Raw genomic sequence first — 15,582 nt, forward strand, 5'->3', positions numbered from 1 at the left:
TATGCTTGTTTAAAGGGATAGCGACACCTTCAGGCGCCTCGCCCCAAAAACAAAAAAGCTCAATCAGGGACTGACCCCGATTGAGCTTGAGAGGAAGAGGAGCGGCACGCTATGCGCCGCTCCTCTAACGTTTCGACGGATTAGATGATGAAGAAGTCTTTTTCGGTGATTGCGAGACCAGCCTTCACCTTGGCGAAGTCGATCCCCTTCTTACCACCCAGGCCGTCCGCATCATAGGAGATCACGCCGGTCTTGGAGTTGTAGTTGATGTAGTCGTTCTTATCCTTCGCGCCATCGATGCTGAAGAAGCTCTTGGAAAGCTTGCCAGGCTTCTGCTCCGTGCCCTTCCCGAGCTTCTTGAAGATTGCGTTATCCAGCCAGAACGAGTCGTCCTTCACACTGAAGTCCGTGATCTTGTCGAGGTTCTTCTTGGAGTCCAGCTTGGTGCCGAACACGAAGATGTCCTTGCCCTTGCCGCCAAACAGCGTGTCGTTGCCGACGCCACCACCGATGATATCCTTGCCGGTGCCGCCAGTGATCTTGTCATTGCCGATGCCGCCCGTGAGGACGTTGTTGCCTGACGAAACCTTCAGGGTCTCGTTGACAACGTCGGTCAGCGAAACCGTGAGGATCTTGTCGACATTGGTGGTGCCGTCAAACACGCGCACCGTCACCTGGTGGCTGGCTGCCTGCTCGTAGTCGAGCAGCAGGCCGTTCTTCACCACAAGCTTGTTGCCCTGAACCGCAAAGCGGCCGCCGGCATCATCAACAAGGCTGTAGGTGAGAGCGGCAGTGTCGATGTCCGTGGAGGAGAGGTCGCCAACCACAGTGCCGTTGGCGGAGTTCTCAGCCACCGTGGCGAGAGCAAGAGCCGGCGCCGTCGGAGCATCATTCACGGAGTTGACCGTGACGGTGACCGTCTGCTTGATCGTGTTCACTCCATCAGAGATGACGATGGTGAAGCTGTCAGTGCCATGAACGTTCGCGTCCGGAATGTAGGTGAACTTGCCACCGGAGAACGTGACATCACCCTTCTGAGGACCCTTACCATTCTCGATCGTGTAGGTCAGGGTGTCATTTCCATCAACATCGCGAGCACCAATGTCGATGCCGACCAGAGCCACGTCCTCATTAGTCGTGACGGAACGCGTCTCGGGCGCTGTCGGAACGTAATTGATGGCCGCGCTGGCGATCTTCAGAGCAGCGACGATCTTGCCGTCGCCAACGAACGCGCCACCCATGGCCGTGCGAGCGTCTAGCATAAGTGAAGCGATATCTTCTGCGAAGTCTGGGGACTGGCCCAGACGCGTCTCAATCTGCCTCAGCACAGTGGTATAGTCGGCCTCTTTGAGGGCAGCGACGCGCGCGGCGACGTCCTCATTGCCTTCAACCTTTTCCCACTTTGCGATCAGCGCGTCGCGCTCGTCGCTGAGCACCTTAACGTAGTCCTTGAGCGCTTTGGCCATTGCATCGGCATCGCCGGCACTGTCGACAGCGGTGATGAAAAGATACTTGTCGTGCTCGACCTTAACCTGATGGGCGAGTTCAGCCTTGAGGGCTCCCAGGGTCGCGTAATCGTCGAACAGGTCGGCGACCTCCTTCAGACCAAGCACAACCGCCTTTTGGCGTCCCCAATTGTCGGGAAGCTGACGGAAGAGAGCGAGGTCAGGAGCGGAGAACAGCTGATCTTCATATTGGTCGACGACGGCCAGGATGTCGATTTCCGTCGCCTCTTCATTATCGAATGCATCGAATATATCGCTGAAGGCATCGAGAATGATGTCGTCGGTTCCTGCGTCGAGAGAAGTCATGATCGCGCCGTCGCCGTAGAAACGCTTGTCCTGCGTGGCCTCACGGGCGGCGAGCAGGCGCTCGCCGAGGGCCACCATATAGGCCTCATCCTCAGCATGAATAGCGATTTCCTGAAGAACGGTGGTGTAGGTGTCGCTCTTGAGAGCAGCAACGCGCGCGACAACAGACGGTTTATCCGACTCACTCCACGCTTCAATCAGGAACATGCGCTCTTCATGGAGAGGAGCGCCATAGGTGTAGAGCGCAGCGGCCATCTCATCGGCGTCTTTAGCGGCATTTATGGCGGCGATGAACTCGAATTTGGCGTATTCGACCTGAATCTGGTGAGCCAGCTCGGCCTGGATCGCCTCAATATTCTCGTAGGCGCCAAACAGTGTGGCAACTTCCTTCAGGCCGAGGGCGACTGCCTTCTGGCGGCCTGAGTTATCGAGGAGCGCACGGAAGGGAGTTTCGTTGCCGTCAAAGAAAAGTTCGGCAGCATAGGTATCGATAGCGTCGAGGATCGTCAGCTCAGTGGCATTAGGATCATTAAAAGCAGCAAGGAGTGCGTCGGACATGGACAGGACCCGGAAAAGAGTGAAAACGCCGGGTTTATAGGACAACTTACCGAAGCATTACAACATATAAATTCGGATGAGGTACCCCTTTTAGGGATCGCCTTAAGGATTAGTAAAGTCATATCATTTCAATGACTTCAGGTGTACTCGTACGATCGGACCATTTAGTTAGGCTGGACAATATGTCCCAGCAAAATGCCTTCACCCTGTGTGAAAATAGGATGAAGGCCCGGATTCATCAGAATCAAATGTGGATCGCGCGCCCGTAGGCGTCCATGACGGCTTCATGCATCGTCTCGGAGATGGTCGGATGCGGGAAGACGGCGTGGATCAGGTCTTCCTCTGTCGTCTCCAGGTTCATGGCGATCACGAAGCCCTGGATCATCTCGGTCACTTCAGCGCCCACCATGTGCGCGCCAAGGAGCTGGCCGGTCTTCTTGTCGAAAATCGTCTTCACCATGCCGTCCGGCTCGCCGAGCGCGATGGCCTTGCCGTTGCCGACGAAGGGGAAGCGGCCGACGCGGATGTCGTAGCCCTGCTCCTTCGCCTTGGCCTCCGTGAGGCCCACCGACGCGACCTGCGGGTTGCAATAGGTGCAGCCCGGGATCTTGGCCTTGTCCATGGCGTGCGTGTGCAGGCCCTTGATGGTCTCGACGCAGATCACGCCCTCGTGCTCGGCCTTGTGGGCCAGCATGGGCGCGCCGGCGACGTCGCCGATGGCGTAGATGCCGGGCACATTGGTACGGCCGAGGCCGTCGGTCACGACGACGCCGCGCTCGATCTTCACGCCGATCTTCTCGAGACCCAGATTCTCGATGTTGCCGACGACGCCGACGGCCGAAATCATCCGCTCGGCGGTGATCGTCTGCGTGCCGCCCTTGCCGTCATCGATGGTGGCCGTGACGGAATTCGCGCCCTTCTCCACCTTCGTGACCTTGGCGCCGGTGAGGATTTTCATGCCCTGCTTCTCGAAGCGCTTGCGGGCCAGCGCCGCAATCTCGGCGTCCTCGACCGGCATGATCTGCGGCATCACCTCGACCACGGTCACCTCGGCACCCATGGTGCGATAGAAAGAGGCGAACTCGATGCCGATGGCGCCCGAGCCCATGACGAGCAGGGATTTCGGCATGGACGGCGGCACCATGGCCTCGAAATAGGTCCAGATCAGCTTGCCGTCCGGCTCGATGCCGGGCAGCGCACGCGGACGTGCGCCGGTTGCGACGATGATGTTCTTCGCCTGATACGTGCCCGGCTCCAGCACGCCCTTCGGCGTCGGATGCTGCGGCTGCATGGCCTGCTTCTTCGGAGCGGTCACGACCACTTCGCCGGGCTTCGAGATGGAAGCCTCGCCCCAGATCACATCGACCTTGTTCTTCTTGAGCAGCATGCCCACGCCGCCGTTGAGACGGCCCGACACGCCGCGTGAGCGCTGGACGATGGCAGCCGCATCGAAGCCGATGCCTTGAGCGGACAGGCCGTAATCCTTGGCGTGCTCCATGTAATGGTAGATTTCCGCCGAGCGCAGCAGCGCCTTGGTCGGAATGCAGCCCCAGTTGAGGCAGATGCCGCCCAGATGCTCGCGCTCCACCACGGCGGTCTTGAACCCGAGCTGCGCCGCGCGGATCGCGGCCACATAGCCGCCCGGACCGCCGCCGATGACGATGATGTCGTATTGGTTTGCCATGGTGTCCAGTTCTCTCAAGGCGATCTAGTGTGGAGTAATCCGAAAATTCGGCTGTAAAGCCTGCTCACAAAGGAGAGTTCGGGCAAGACGAGGACAATGGCTGTGCCTGTAATTACCCACGGCACAAAGCCGATCAAGCTCGGATAGTTGATGTTTGAAGAAGTGCGTACTGCCAGGAACACGAAGCAAGCGAGCAAAACAAGTGGGAGGCCTAGAAGTCTTGCCGTATGGGTAGGAAGCAGGACGGAGCAGATGAGAATCGGAGCTATCATCATGCTGAGCGTAAACATGATGCCGATCATCATGAACGTGAAGTCCCGTCCATGGTCAGTTTCCTTGAACATTCCATAGATCATTAAGCCTGGAACCCACGCAAAGCCAACGAACATCACGACAGCTCGCGCTTTGCCGACCCAAGTGCTTTGCGGGCAATCAAGCTTGCCTTTAGTCATGCAGCTCCCAACAACTTTGGCACTGAGCATCATCGCGCCCCTTTTCCCTTCGGGGAGGGAGAAGGGGCGCATTTCCTTAAACAAGCATCCCCATCGGATTTTCGATGAGCCGCTTGAAGGCCGAGAGGAGTTCCGCGCCGAGTGCGCCGTCGACCACGCGGTGATCGCAGGAGAGCGTCACGGTCATGGCCTGCACGACGGCGGGGGCGTTGTTCTTCACCACCACGCGCTGCTCGCCCGCGCCGACGGCCAGGATCGTGCCGTGCGGCGGGTTGATGACGGCCTGGAAGTCCTTGATGCCGAACATGCCTAGATTGGACACGGCAGTGGAACCGCCCGTGTACTCTTCCGGCTTCAGGCGGCGATTGCGGGCGCGACCTGCGAGGTCCTTCATCTCGGCGGAGATGGCGGTCAGCGTCTTGGTCTCGGCCTTGCGGATGATCGGCGTGAAGAGGCCGCCTTCGATGGCGACAGCCACGCCCACATCCGAGTGCTTCAGCTTCAGGATGCGATCCTCCGCCCAGACCGCGTTGGCGCTCGGCACGCGCTGGAGCGCGATGGCGAGGGCCTTGATCACGAAGTCATTGACCGAGAGCTTGTACGAAGGCTTGCCGTCCTTGTCCTTCGACGCTGCTGCATTGACCTGCTCGCGCAGGGCCATGAGCGCATCGAGTTCGCAATCGAGCGACAGGTAGAAATGCGGCACCGTCTGCTTGGACTCGACAAGGCGCTTCGCGATAGTCTTGCGCATACCGTCGAGCGGCACTTCCTCATAAGATCCGGCCTCGAACATGGCCTTGACCTGATCGGCGCCCATGCTCGGCGCGAGCTGCGGAGCAGCGGGCTTCGCGGCTGGAGCGCCGGCGGCGACCGGCGCAGCGGCAGGCCTGGCGCCGCCGCCCTGGAGGGCCGAGCGAACGTCCTTTTCAACCACGCGGCCATGGGGCCCTGAACCTCGGATCGATGCGATGTCGATTCCGGCATCCTTCGCGATGCGCTTGGCGAGCGGCGAAGCGAAGACGCGGTTTCCGCTTGCAGCCTGCCCTGCCCCATTGGGCTTGGCTGCCTGCGCGGGACCTGCGGGAGCCTGATCGACGCGGGCATAGGACATATGCGCATTGGCATCGCCCTGCACCGTGTTCGCCTGCGGCTGGGGTGCAGCGGGAGCAGATGCCGGTGCGGTCTCGGCCTTCGGCGCGGGCGATCCGCCTGCGGGCGCGGTCACGCTCTTCGGATCCTCGTCCTCGCCTGCGATCAGCGCGATGACTTGGTTGACCGGCACATCCGACGTTCCCTCGGGCACGACGATCTTGGCGAGGATTCCTTCATCGACGGCCTCCACTTCCATGGTGGCCTTGTCGGTTTCGATCTCGGCGATCACGTCGCCGGATTTTACCGTGTCGCCTTCCTTCTTCAGCCACTTGGCAAGGTTTCCCTTTTCCATGGTGGGCGAAAGAGCGGGCATCAGGATATTGATGGGCATGACGTTTTGGATCCTGATCTTGAGAATTAGTTTATGGCTGACGTCGAGCCGTGGTCGCTCGGATCGTCCAGCTCGGCTTGAATTCCTGCCGTGATCTCCGCCAGGGCCTCCTCCTCCGAGAAGTCGGTTTCCGTGGCGTAGATGCGCGCAGCGTGATGGGCGAGATCCACCAGGAGCACGCCCCAGGTGAACGGATCGTCGAAGGCGCGGCGCAGCGCGATGCTCACCGCCCCATCGACCACCGAAGCCCTCAAAATCTCGACGCCGCCCCTTTCGAGCGCATCAGGCGGAACGTTGAGAGCTTCGAACTTTTTGTCGGTCATGTGCCGATCTCCGTCAGAAAGCCGAACAGCCAGTTCCTCCATCTGCAGCAGGGCTACAGCGGAGGATGTTGGCGAATTTGTCGGCACTGGCAGGTATGAAAAATATGTAATCCGGATTCGCTGTGTTGCCTTTGCAGGACACGTTCCACAGGCTTCGACCGTCCTGGGCTCTCTCGGTAATGCGTGATGCATTAGGCGTGCATTCCTCACCCGCCTTCCGCAGCATGCCCGTGAAAGTCGACAAGCGTTGACCCGCTGAAGCACCCATGAGCTGACTTGTGGAGATGCCCGCGGGATTGATCACCGAGCGCCTCGCCAACGCGGCCATATAATTGGCTGCAGGCTTGCTCTCGGTCTCCCGCGTGGAGTTGCAGGCCGCTAGAGATCCAGCGACTACAACAACCAGCAATGCGGAACGGATGATCATTGCGCGACCTTACCGATAGCAAACGGCCTTCGCCGCCTGGACGACCTCGGCCACTGACGGGAGGGCGAGCTTTTCCAGGTTGGCGGCGTACGGCATGGGCACGTCCTTACCGGTCACGCGGATCACGGGTGCGTCGAGGTAGTCGAACGCATGCTCCATGATGCGCGCGGCGATCTCTGCGCCGACGCCCGATTGCGGATAGCCCTCTTCCACCGTGATGCAGCGGCCCGTCTTCATGACGGAAGCGACGATGGTGTCGGTGTCCATGGGGCGGATCGTGCGCAGGTCGATCACCTCGGCGGAGATGCCTTCCTTCTCAAGCTCCTGAGCGGCCTTGAGCGCATAGGTCATGCCGATGGCGAAGGAGATGATGGTGACGTCCTTGCCCTCGCGGTGAATGCGCGCCTTGCCGATCGGCACAGTGAAGTCATCGAGCTTCGGCACTGGGAAGGACTGACCGTAGAGAATTTCGTTCTCCAGGAAGATCACCGGGTTCGGATCGCGGATCGCGCTCTTGAGCAGGCCCTTCGCGTCGGAAGCCGAGTAAGGCGCCACGACCTTGAGGCCCGGAATCTGCGAGTACCAGGCCGAGAAGTCCTGGCTGTGCTGGGCACCCACGCGGGCTGCTGCGCCGTTCGGGCCGCGGAACACGATTGGAGCGCCGAGCTGGCCGCCGGACATGTAGAGGGTCTTGGCCGCCGAGTTGATGATCTGGTCGATCGCCTGCATGGCGAAGTTGAAGGTCATGAACTCGACGATGGGGCGCAGGCCCGTGAAGGCCGCGCCGACGCCGATGCCGGCGAAGCCGTGCTCGGTGATCGGCGTGTCGATCACGCGCTTAGGCCCGAATTCCTGCAGCAGCCCTTGGGTGACCTTGTAGGCGCCCTGATATTCGGCGACCTCTTCACCCATTACAAAGACCTTGTCGTCCTTGCGCATTTCTTCGGCCATGGCATCGCGCAGCGCTTCGCGAACCGTCATGTTGACAAGCTCGGTGCCCTCCGGGATTTCGGCCATGGCGTCGTAGCTCGTGCGGTTGGTGATGACCGACGGAGCGGCGGGCTCCGCGACGGGCGCGGCGTCCGTGCCGGGGATGGAATCCGGAGACGGCCTGTCGGCCATGCCTTCGCGCTCCATGTCGGGCGTCGGGGCCTTCTGCGCTTCCGGCGCAGGAGCAGCCGGTGCCTTCGCCGACGATGCGGCATTCGACACGTCCTCGCCTTCGCTCGCGAGCACGGCGATGGGCGTATTCACCGCAACGTTGTCGGTGCCATCGGAGACGAGGATCTTGGCGAGGATACCCTCGTCGATCGCCTCGACCTCCATGGTCGCCTTGTCGGTCTCGATCTCGGCCAGCACGTCGCCGGGTTTGACCTGATCGCCTTCTTTTTTCAGCCACTTGGCCAGTTTGCCCTGCTCCATGGTGGGCGAGAGGGCGGGCATGAGAATATCGATCGCCATGAAAGACTCGTGTTGATTGTCGCTAAGGCGAGAATTGGGGCGGCGCTGTTGCGCCGCTTAAAGGAGAATATCCGTGTAGAGCTCGGACGGATCGGGCTCGGGATCGTGCGTGGCGAACTCGGCCGCCTCGTTGACGATCTCGCGCACCTTGCTGTCCATGGCCTTCAGCTCGTCTTCCGACAGCTTCCAGCTCTCCAACAGACGGCGGCGCACCTGCTCGATCGGATCGTGCTCCTCGCGCATGCGGGTCACCTCGTCCTTCGTCCGGTATTTCGCCGGATCGGACATTGAGTGGCCGCGATAGCGGTAGGTTTGCATCTCGAGGATGTAGGGGCCCTTGCCTGAGCGGGCATGCTCAACGGCGCGCTGGCCGGCGGTGTAAACCGCGCGGATATCCATGCCGTCCACCTGCTCGCCCGGAATGCCGAAGGACACGCCGCGCTTCGAGAAGTCGGTCTGCGCGGATGCGCGCGTCACCGCGGTGCCCATGGCGTAACGGTTGTTCTCGATCACATAGACAACCGGCAGCTTCCACAGCTGCGCCATGTTGAAGCTCTCGTAGACCTGGCCCTGGTTGGCTGCGCCGTCGCCGAAATAGGTCAGGCAGACATTGCCGTTCTCGCGATAATGGTTCGCGAAGGCGATGCCGGTGCCCAGCGACACCTGAGCGCCGACGATGCCGTGACCGCCATAGAAATGCTTCTCCTTGGAGAACATGTGCATGGAGCCGCCCTTGCCTTTCGACAAGCCGCCGCGGCGTCCCGTCAACTCGGCCATGACGCCCTTCGCGTCCATGCCGCAGGCAAGCATATGGCCGTGATCGCGATAACCCGTGATCACCTGGTCGCCATCCCTCGTCGCCATCTGCATGCCGACGACGACGGCTTCCTGGCCGATATAGAGATGGCAGAAGCCGCCGATCAGGCCCATGCCGTACATCTGGCCGGATTTCTCCTCGAAGCGCCGGATCAGCAGCATGTCCTCGTAGGCCGAAAGATCCTGATCTTTATCGAATTGGGGGGAATTTAACGCAGCTCCGCGTGCGGAGCCTTTGCTGGAAGTGGACTTGTTAGTCGCGCCAGAACCGGCACGACCCGCCTTGCGGGCAGCAACAGCCATCGGGTTCCTCCGAAGGGTTTCCTCGACGAAAGTTTTAGCGCAGACGGAATCGGAAAGCGAGGGGGCCAAATAATGTTTTGCGCTGCACAATGAATCGCGCAACCTGCTGAATTTACATGGCTATTGGCGATTAACAGAAATTCAGTTAAGTAGTTCTTTCGAGCTATTTTGGTTAAGGGCCTGTGATGATCACCAGATCGTTGCGATGAACACGCCCCAACATGACCCTTGCCCGTTCTTCGAGCAGATCGCGATCAATTTGGTCGCTGCGGAGCAATGAGATGCGGCGCTCCCAATCCGTACGCTCAGTCTTCAAGGCATCAAGTTCCTGAGTCAGCTCAGCAACTTGGGCTTCGTATTTCTGCTGGGCCTCGATGCCCCGCGCTCCGCTATGGGCATGATGAACGAAATAGCCGACGACGGCCGCTGAGATGCTGTAGAGCACCAGCGGAATCAGGAATCGTCTCAGTCGTCTGCGGATCACCATGGAGCATGGTTCTACACCCTGCATGGTTAAAAAGCGGTTAGGAAGATCACCGTCCTTTGTCATTCCGGGGCCGCGCAGCGGAGCCCGGAACCCACAACCACGACGATCTAGAATTGGGCGAGGACTGCCTCGCCCCCTTCTTTAATGTTAGTGGTTATGGGTTTCCACGCCTGCGGCGCGGCCCTTCGGGTCGGGTTCGCCTTCGTCGCCCCGGAATGACAAAGGTCAGTCCGAAAACAAAAGAGGGCCGCCTTTCGGCAGCCCCCTCTTCAACCAAAATATAGTTATCTTACGCCAGGGCCTTCAGGGCGGCGCGGCCGGCATACTGGGCCTGCGAACCGAGCTCGTCCTCGATGCGGATGAGCTGGTTGTACTTGGCCGTCCGGTCCGAGCGGGCGAGCGAGCCGGTCTTGATCTGACCGCAGTTGGTCGCGACCGCGAGATCGGCAATCGTGGAGTCTTCCGTCTCGCCCGAGCGATGCGACATCACGGTGGTGTAGCCGGCGCGGTGGGCCATATCGACGGCGGCCAGCGTCTCGGTGAGCGAGCCGATCTGGTTGACCTTCACGAGGAGCGAATTGGCGACGCCCTGCTTGATGCCCTGCGAGAGGCGGCTCACGTTGGTGACGAACAGGTCGTCGCCCACGAGCTGGCACTTGTTGCCGACGAGATCGGTCACGGCCTTCCAGCCCTCCCAGTCGTCCTCGGACATGCCGTCCTCGATGGTGGCGATGGGATAGGCACCAACGAGCTTCGCCAGATATTCAGCCTGCTGCTGCGGCGAGAGCTTCTGGCCCGTGCCTTCATAGACATATGAGCCGTTCTTGAAGAACTCGGTGGCGGCGCAATCGAGGCCGATCACCATGTCCTTGCCGGGCTTGTAGCCAGCCTGCTCGATGGACTTCATGATGAAGTCGAGGGCAGCCTCGGCGGAGGGCAGGTTCGGGGCGAAGCCGCCCTCATCGCCCACATTGGTGTTGTGGCCTGCGTCCTTGAGGGCCTTCTTCAAGGTGTGGAACACCTCGGCGCCCATGCGCACGGCTTCAGCCAGAGTCGGCGCGCCGACCGGCATGATCATGAATTCCTGGAAGTCGATGGGGTTGTCCGCATGCGCGCCGCCGTTGATAATGTTCATCATCGGAACCGGCAGGACGCGGGCCTGCGTGCCGCCCACATAGCGGTAGAGCGGCAGGGTCGAGGCCTCTGCTGCGGCCTTGGCGACGGCGAGCGACACGCCAAGGATGGCGTTGGCGCCGAGGCGGGCCTTGTTCGGGGTGCCGTCGAGCTCGATCATGGTCTCGTCGATGGCGACCTGTTCTTCGGCATCCATGCCGCCGATGGCATCGAGGATGTCGTTGTTCACAGCGTCGATGGCCTTCAGCACACCCTTGCCGAGATAGACCGACTTGTCGCCGTCGCGCAGCTCGACCGCCTCATGCGCACCGGTGGAGGCACCTGAGGGTACGGCCGCGCGGCCCATGGAACCGTCTTCCAGGGTCACATCCACCTCGACGGTGGGATTGCCTCGGCTGTCGAGGATCTGGCGGGCATATACGTCAATAATCGCGGTCATGAACGGGCTCCTGAAGACTGAAAGCGACCGATGCGGCCCGTGTTACGGATGCGGCCTCACGGCATGACATGGCTTATTGACCGAAATCATGAAGCGAGCAAGGACATGGGCAACCGATAGAACATTGATCCAAGGTGAAATATCATGACGGAAAGCCACCTCCAGCTGGGTCACGCGACCGCCCTGCCCCAGACTCCCGAAGAAGCGCAGCTCGACCGGGTGCCGAACCCGCACACGGATACGGACTATCTCGCTCGCTTCACCGTTCCGGAATTCACATCGCTCTGCCCCGTGACCGGCCAGCCCGATTTTGCGATCATTATGATCGACTATGTGCCCGGACCCTGGCTGGTGGAATCGAAGTCGCTCAAGCTCTACATGCACAGCTTCCGCAACCACGGCGCCTTCCATGAGGATTGCACGGTGGCCATCGGCAAGCGCCTGGCCGAGCTGCTGGAGCCGCGCTTCCTGCGCATCGGCGGCTATTGGTATCCGCGCGGCGGCATCCCCATCGATGTATTCTGGCAGACAGGCGAGTTGCCGAAGAATCTCTGGCTGCCCGACCAGGGCGTCGCGCCCTACAGGGCGCGTTAAGCTCTCGGGCGCCTCAGCACATGTGAGGCATTCAGGCCCACGGCCAGAACAATGACGGCGGCAATAGCCGTGGAAATCGTCAGTCCTATATTGCGAAGGCCGACGCCCATGAGCACCACGCCGAGCGCCTGCCCGCAGAAGAACGAGAAGGCGTGGAGCGCGACCGCCGAGGCTCGCGCTCCAGGCGCTACTTCCGTCACTTGAGCCTGGAAGGTGTTGTGCATCATGTAGAAGCCGAGGCCCAGCAGAAGCAGGGCGACGAAGTCGAGCTTCCAGTCGCTTGCAAACCCCAAGAGGATAAGAGCGAATGCGGCGAAGAAGCCTCCGCCGACGAGGATGCGGCCGATCCCGAGGCGCCGGAGCATCCAGCTGACCAGGGCCGAATAGACGAGGCCGCCGATCGCGAAGCCACCGATGGCGAAGCCTGCCTCCTTTGCCCCGCCCCCGCCGCGCTCCTCGAGCAGCGGCGCGATATAAGGGAAAACGCTGAAAATCGCAGTCGCCTCCACGAAGACCGAGCCGAAGAGGAACAGCGCGCGGGGATTGGAGAGAATGTCCCGATAGCGCAGGATCGCCGCCTTCGGATCGAACTTGCCGCCCGGCAAGGCGCCGCGAAAGCCGATGATTGTCGCGATGAGCGCGCAGGCCATCATGGCCGTGGAGAGGCCGAACACACCACGCCAGCCGATCCATTCCGCCAGAAGCCCCGCCAGCGAAGAGCCGGCGAGCTGGCCGACGATGACGGCCACGAGATAGCGGCTGAGCGCCACCTGTCGCTGGGACATGTCCACCCGGTCGCCGATGAGTGCGATGGACAGCGGCACCGCGCCGCCCGCCGCGGCGCCCGCGACGATGCGCAAGCCAAAGAGGGTTTCGGCATTAGGGGCAAAGAAAGAGCCCGCCAACGCCAGGAATAGCAGTGACAGCGCTACCTTCATGACCCGCTCCTTGCCGAGGGCATCGCCGATGGGCCCCAGGATCGGCTGGATGAAGGCGTAAGGAAGTGCGAAGGCGGCGGCGAGAAGCGCGATGGTCTGCGGTGTCGAGTTCAGATCCCGGGCAATCACCCCGACCATGGGCTCGATCGCACGTGCGGAAAAGGTGCTGGCAAAGCCGCTGACGGCGAGGATCAGGATGAGATTGCGCGAGGACATGACGCTCTAATGAGAAAGGCCGCGAATGGAGCCTGCTCACTCCATAACACGGCCTTGTCGTAAGGGGAGAGGCAGGAATGCAGGCCTGCCCTCTTCCGGAGTCATAAGCGTTTCTTCAGCCCAACCTGCCCTTGGCGAGCGCATCAAATGCCTTCAGTTGCGCCAGCAGGCTCTCCAGTTCCTTCAGCGGCACCATGTTGGGGCCGTCGGAGGGAGCTTTGTCCGGGTCCTGGTGCGTCTCGATGAAGACACCGGCCACGCCGACCGCGACCGCCGCACGGGCGAGAACCGGTACATATTCACGCTGACCGCCGGAGGTCGCGCCCTTGCCGCCGGGCTGCTGCACGGAATGGGTGGCATCGAAAATCACCGGAGCGCCGGTCTCGGCCATGATCGGCAGGCTGCGCATATCGGATACGAGGGTGTTGTAGCCGAAGGATGCGCCGCGCTCGGTGAGCATGACATTGGGATTGCCCGAAGCGCGCACCTTCTCGGCGACGTTCGCCATGTCCCAGGGCGCCAGGAACTGGCCCTTCTTCACGTTCACCACCCGGCCGGTCTTGGCGGCGGCGATGAGAAGATCGGTCTGGCGGCAGAGATAGGCCGGGATCTGGAGGATATCGACCACCTCGCCCACGAGAGCGCATTGGTCGTTCTCATGCACGTCGGTGATGACCGGGAGCCCGAACTTTTCCTTCACTTCGGCAAAGACGCTAAGCGCCTTGTCGAGGCCGATGCCGCGGGCGCTGTTGATCGATGTGCGGTTCGCTTTGTCGAAGGACGACTTGTAGACCAGCCCGAGGCCGAGCTTGCCCGTGATCTCCTTGAGGGCCGAGGCCATTTCCAGCGCGTGGTCGCGGCTTTCCATGGCGCAGGGGCCCGCAATGATGCTGAGCGGCAGGTGATTGCCGAAGCGGACGGAGCCTGCCTCGACGACGGCTTGGGGCTTTTTGGTATCGGTCATGCGCCGTCACCTACTCCGTTTCGGGAGAAACGGGAAGTGGTGATGTGTTATAGCCGCCGACCCTGGTGTCATCCCGGACGAAGCGTAGCGCAGATCCGGGATCGCGGGACAAGATTGGCGCTCTATTCTGCTGGCGATCCCGGATCGGCTTCGCCGTCCGGGATGACGCGTGGTCTCAGAACGTCATCGACGCCGCGTTGATGATGCCCGCCGACAGCGAGGCGGCACCCAGAAACAGGGAGGCTGCCATCTCGCCCGCCGCGATGCGCTGGGACAGGTTCGGCATGAGGAGGCGCACGAGCCAGTAGACCACGATCTGCACAGCGAGAGCCACAAGACCCCAGACCAGCAGGTCGAGGATGCTCTGGGCGTGCACGATGGCGCTGGCGAGCGGCAGGGCGAAACCCACGAGGCTGAACCCGAGAGCGGTTGCGGCCGAGATCACGTTCTGGCGGATCAGCGCGAACTCATTGTGCATCGTGGCCAGAGTGTAGAGGCCAAGATACAGGGCCACGAGCGCGGTGGCGATAACGAAGAAAACGACGAAGTCGAACAAGCCCGCCAAAGTAGATGTCACGATCAGCCCCCAAGATTCATTTTTCAGATCGTTAGGGGTGCATGGTTAATTTTGCGTTGGCTCGAAGGCGATGGCGACGCCATGGGCGGCGCTGGCGGGCACCACGAGCCTGCTGCCTACATGCTGATAAGGAATTTCGGCGGCATCGAGCCTTGCCGCCTGCCGGTGAATATCCTCGACCCTCAACGCGAATCCGACGAATGACGGCTGGTCGAGTTCAGCCTCTACGGACACGTAAAGCTCGCCCGCGTCGTCGGGCGTCATGACGTCGAGATGGGCATCGGTCAGGCGGTACGAGAGGTCATGGCCGGCCGGACGACTGGGCTCCTCGCCGGTAAAAGCCGATACGAATCTGCGCAGCCGATCCGGGTCGGGAGCCGTGAGCGCAATACTGGATACTGCGGTCGCCTGATTGTCGTGCTTCTGAAAAGCCGGGTTCCAGAAGTTCTCGGGGAAATGCTGCTGGCATACGAAGAAGCCCGCTTTAGAAGCATTCTCCAGCGCCGCGAAAGCCAGGGTGAAAGCGACCTTGGTTTCGCTGCCATCCGGCTTCTTTCCGGTACGCTCGAAGAAAAAAGGCTGAAAAGCGCCGATCTTTTGCTGTGCGAAGGAAGCAGCATCGGCCTTGGCGTCCTGGCTGTCGAGCACGAGCATGGCAAGGCCTTCGCGCTCTTGCAGATAATCCCGCACGAATGCGCCGAAGCTGAACGTCCCCTGCCCATGTGGCGGGATATTTGCGCCCTCGCCCACCGTGATGAGTTCGAGGAAAGTACCCGGAAACTGCACCAGCCTGTTTTCCGTGCCCCAGGAATGCTTGTTGCGCGCGCCCACCTGGAATCCCAGCCGCTGGTAGAATGCAGCGGCCTTGTCGAGGTCATGGACAGCGATGACGAGGTGGTCGATCCGACGGGACAT

At 61.2% G+C, this 15,582-nt stretch carries 14 protein-coding genes; 1 reads left to right on the plus strand and 13 read right to left on the minus strand.

The genetic code is table 11. From position 1 onward, the window contains the following. Window positions 1-140: 140 nt before the first annotated feature. The 9 genes from AB4Y85_RS01300 to eno form a co-directional block, all read right to left on the minus strand. Window positions 141-2,369, minus strand: a complete 2,229-nt coding sequence (locus tag AB4Y85_RS01300) for an Ig-like domain-containing protein (RefSeq protein WP_441983036.1) — start codon at window positions 2,367-2,369, stop codon at window positions 141-143. A 244-nt stretch (window positions 2,370-2,613) separates the two neighbouring features. Continuing rightward, window positions 2,614-4,053, minus strand: a complete 1,440-nt coding sequence (gene lpdA / locus AB4Y85_RS01305) for a dihydrolipoyl dehydrogenase (RefSeq protein WP_441983037.1) — start codon at window positions 4,051-4,053, stop codon at window positions 2,614-2,616. A 14-nt stretch (window positions 4,054-4,067) separates the two neighbouring features. Beyond that, entirely contained in the window at window positions 4,068-4,505 is a 438-nt protein-coding gene (locus AB4Y85_RS01310; RefSeq protein WP_441983038.1) for a hypothetical protein, read from the minus strand. A 76-nt stretch (window positions 4,506-4,581) separates the two neighbouring features. Continuing rightward, window positions 4,582-5,988 (minus strand): pyruvate dehydrogenase complex dihydrolipoamide acetyltransferase, encoded by a 1,407-nt coding sequence (locus AB4Y85_RS01315; protein WP_441983039.1) that lies wholly within the window; start codon window positions 5,986-5,988, stop codon window positions 4,582-4,584. A gap of 26 nt (window positions 5,989-6,014) precedes the next feature. Continuing rightward, on the minus strand, window positions 6,015-6,311 hold the full coding sequence (locus AB4Y85_RS01320) for a DUF5076 domain-containing protein (RefSeq protein ID WP_441983040.1): 297 nt from the start codon (window positions 6,309-6,311) through the stop codon (window positions 6,015-6,017). Between the two features lie 436 nt (window positions 6,312-6,747). Further along, window positions 6,748-8,199, minus strand: coding sequence for a pyruvate dehydrogenase complex E1 component subunit beta (locus AB4Y85_RS01325; RefSeq protein WP_441983041.1), 1,452 nt, complete (start codon window positions 8,197-8,199; stop codon window positions 6,748-6,750). Between the two features lie 57 nt (window positions 8,200-8,256). Beyond that, a complete protein-coding gene (gene pdhA / locus AB4Y85_RS01330) occupies window positions 8,257-9,318 on the minus strand; it encodes a pyruvate dehydrogenase (acetyl-transferring) E1 component subunit alpha (RefSeq protein ID WP_441983042.1) in 1,062 nt (353 codons plus the stop codon). 172 nt (window positions 9,319-9,490) lie between these two features. Next, the gene (locus AB4Y85_RS01335) at window positions 9,491-9,805 is read right to left on the minus strand and encodes an FtsB family cell division protein (protein ID WP_441983043.1); all 315 of its coding nucleotides are present in this window, start codon (window positions 9,803-9,805) and stop codon (window positions 9,491-9,493) included. Window positions 9,806-10,094: 289 nt separating this feature from the next. Then, the gene (gene eno / locus AB4Y85_RS01340; RefSeq protein ID WP_441983044.1) at window positions 10,095-11,378 is read right to left on the minus strand and encodes a phosphopyruvate hydratase; all 1,284 of its coding nucleotides are present in this window, start codon (window positions 11,376-11,378) and stop codon (window positions 10,095-10,097) included. A gap of 144 nt (window positions 11,379-11,522) precedes the next feature. On the opposite strand from eno, the gene queF reads away from it, so the two are divergent. Further along, complete coding sequence (queF, locus tag AB4Y85_RS01345; RefSeq protein ID WP_441983045.1) at window positions 11,523-11,972, plus strand: preQ(1) synthase; 450 nt, start codon at window positions 11,523-11,525, stop codon at window positions 11,970-11,972. Here queF and AB4Y85_RS01350 read toward each other — a convergent pair. From AB4Y85_RS01350 to AB4Y85_RS01365, 4 genes are all read right to left on the minus strand, one after another. Continuing rightward, window positions 11,969-13,126: an MFS transporter gene (locus AB4Y85_RS01350; RefSeq protein ID WP_441983046.1), complete on the minus strand. Its 1,158-nt coding sequence runs from the start codon at window positions 13,124-13,126 to the stop codon at window positions 11,969-11,971. The two genes, queF and AB4Y85_RS01350, sit on opposite strands and share 4 nt — an antisense overlap. A 115-nt stretch (window positions 13,127-13,241) precedes the next feature. Beyond that, entirely contained in the window at window positions 13,242-14,090 is an 849-nt protein-coding gene (gene kdsA, locus AB4Y85_RS01355) for a 3-deoxy-8-phosphooctulonate synthase (RefSeq protein WP_441983047.1), read from the minus strand. Between the two features lie 175 nt (window positions 14,091-14,265). Beyond that, entirely contained in the window at window positions 14,266-14,667 is a 402-nt protein-coding gene (locus AB4Y85_RS01360) for a DUF350 domain-containing protein (RefSeq protein WP_441983048.1), read from the minus strand. A 45-nt stretch (window positions 14,668-14,712) separates the two neighbouring features. Next, window positions 14,713-15,582 (minus strand): VOC family protein, encoded by an 870-nt coding sequence (locus AB4Y85_RS01365; RefSeq protein ID WP_441983049.1) that lies wholly within the window; start codon window positions 15,580-15,582, stop codon window positions 14,713-14,715.

The organism is Microvirga sp. 2YAF29 (assembly GCF_052114605.1).
Taxonomy (GTDB): Bacteria; Pseudomonadota; Alphaproteobacteria; order Rhizobiales; family Beijerinckiaceae; genus Microvirga.

Excerpts from the sequence above, each read along its gene's own strand:
- AB4Y85_RS01300 (WP_441983036.1), bottom strand. The coding sequence starts at position 2,369 with ATGTCCGACGCACTCCTTGCTGCTTTTAATGATCCTAATGCCACTGAG.
- lpdA (WP_441983037.1), bottom strand. The coding sequence starts at position 4,053 with ATGGCAAACCAATACGACATCATCGTCATCGGCGGCGGTCCGGGCGGC.
- AB4Y85_RS01310 (WP_441983038.1), bottom strand. The coding sequence starts at position 4,505 with ATGACTAAAGGCAAGCTTGATTGCCCGCAAAGCACTTGGGTCGGCAAA.
- AB4Y85_RS01315 (WP_441983039.1), bottom strand. The coding sequence starts at position 5,988 with ATGCCCATCAATATCCTGATGCCCGCTCTTTCGCCCACCATGGAAAAG.
- AB4Y85_RS01320 (WP_441983040.1), bottom strand. The coding sequence starts at position 6,311 with ATGACCGACAAAAAGTTCGAAGCTCTCAACGTTCCGCCTGATGCGCTC.
- AB4Y85_RS01325 (WP_441983041.1), bottom strand. The coding sequence starts at position 8,199 with ATGGCGATCGATATTCTCATGCCCGCCCTCTCGCCCACCATGGAGCAG.
- pdhA (WP_441983042.1), bottom strand. The coding sequence starts at position 9,318 with ATGGCTGTTGCTGCCCGCAAGGCGGGTCGTGCCGGTTCTGGCGCGACT.
- AB4Y85_RS01335 (WP_441983043.1), bottom strand. The coding sequence starts at position 9,805 with ATGGTGATCCGCAGACGACTGAGACGATTCCTGATTCCGCTGGTGCTC.
- eno (WP_441983044.1), bottom strand. The coding sequence starts at position 11,378 with ATGACCGCGATTATTGACGTATATGCCCGCCAGATCCTCGACAGCCGA.
- queF (WP_441983045.1), top strand. The coding sequence starts at position 11,523 with ATGACGGAAAGCCACCTCCAGCTGGGTCACGCGACCGCCCTGCCCCAG.
- AB4Y85_RS01350 (WP_441983046.1), bottom strand. The coding sequence starts at position 13,126 with ATGTCCTCGCGCAATCTCATCCTGATCCTCGCCGTCAGCGGCTTTGCC.
- kdsA (WP_441983047.1), bottom strand. The coding sequence starts at position 14,090 with ATGACCGATACCAAAAAGCCCCAAGCCGTCGTCGAGGCAGGCTCCGTC.
- AB4Y85_RS01365 (WP_441983049.1), bottom strand. The coding sequence starts at position 15,582 with ATGTCCCGTCGGATCGACCACCTCGTCATCGCTGTCCATGACCTCGAC.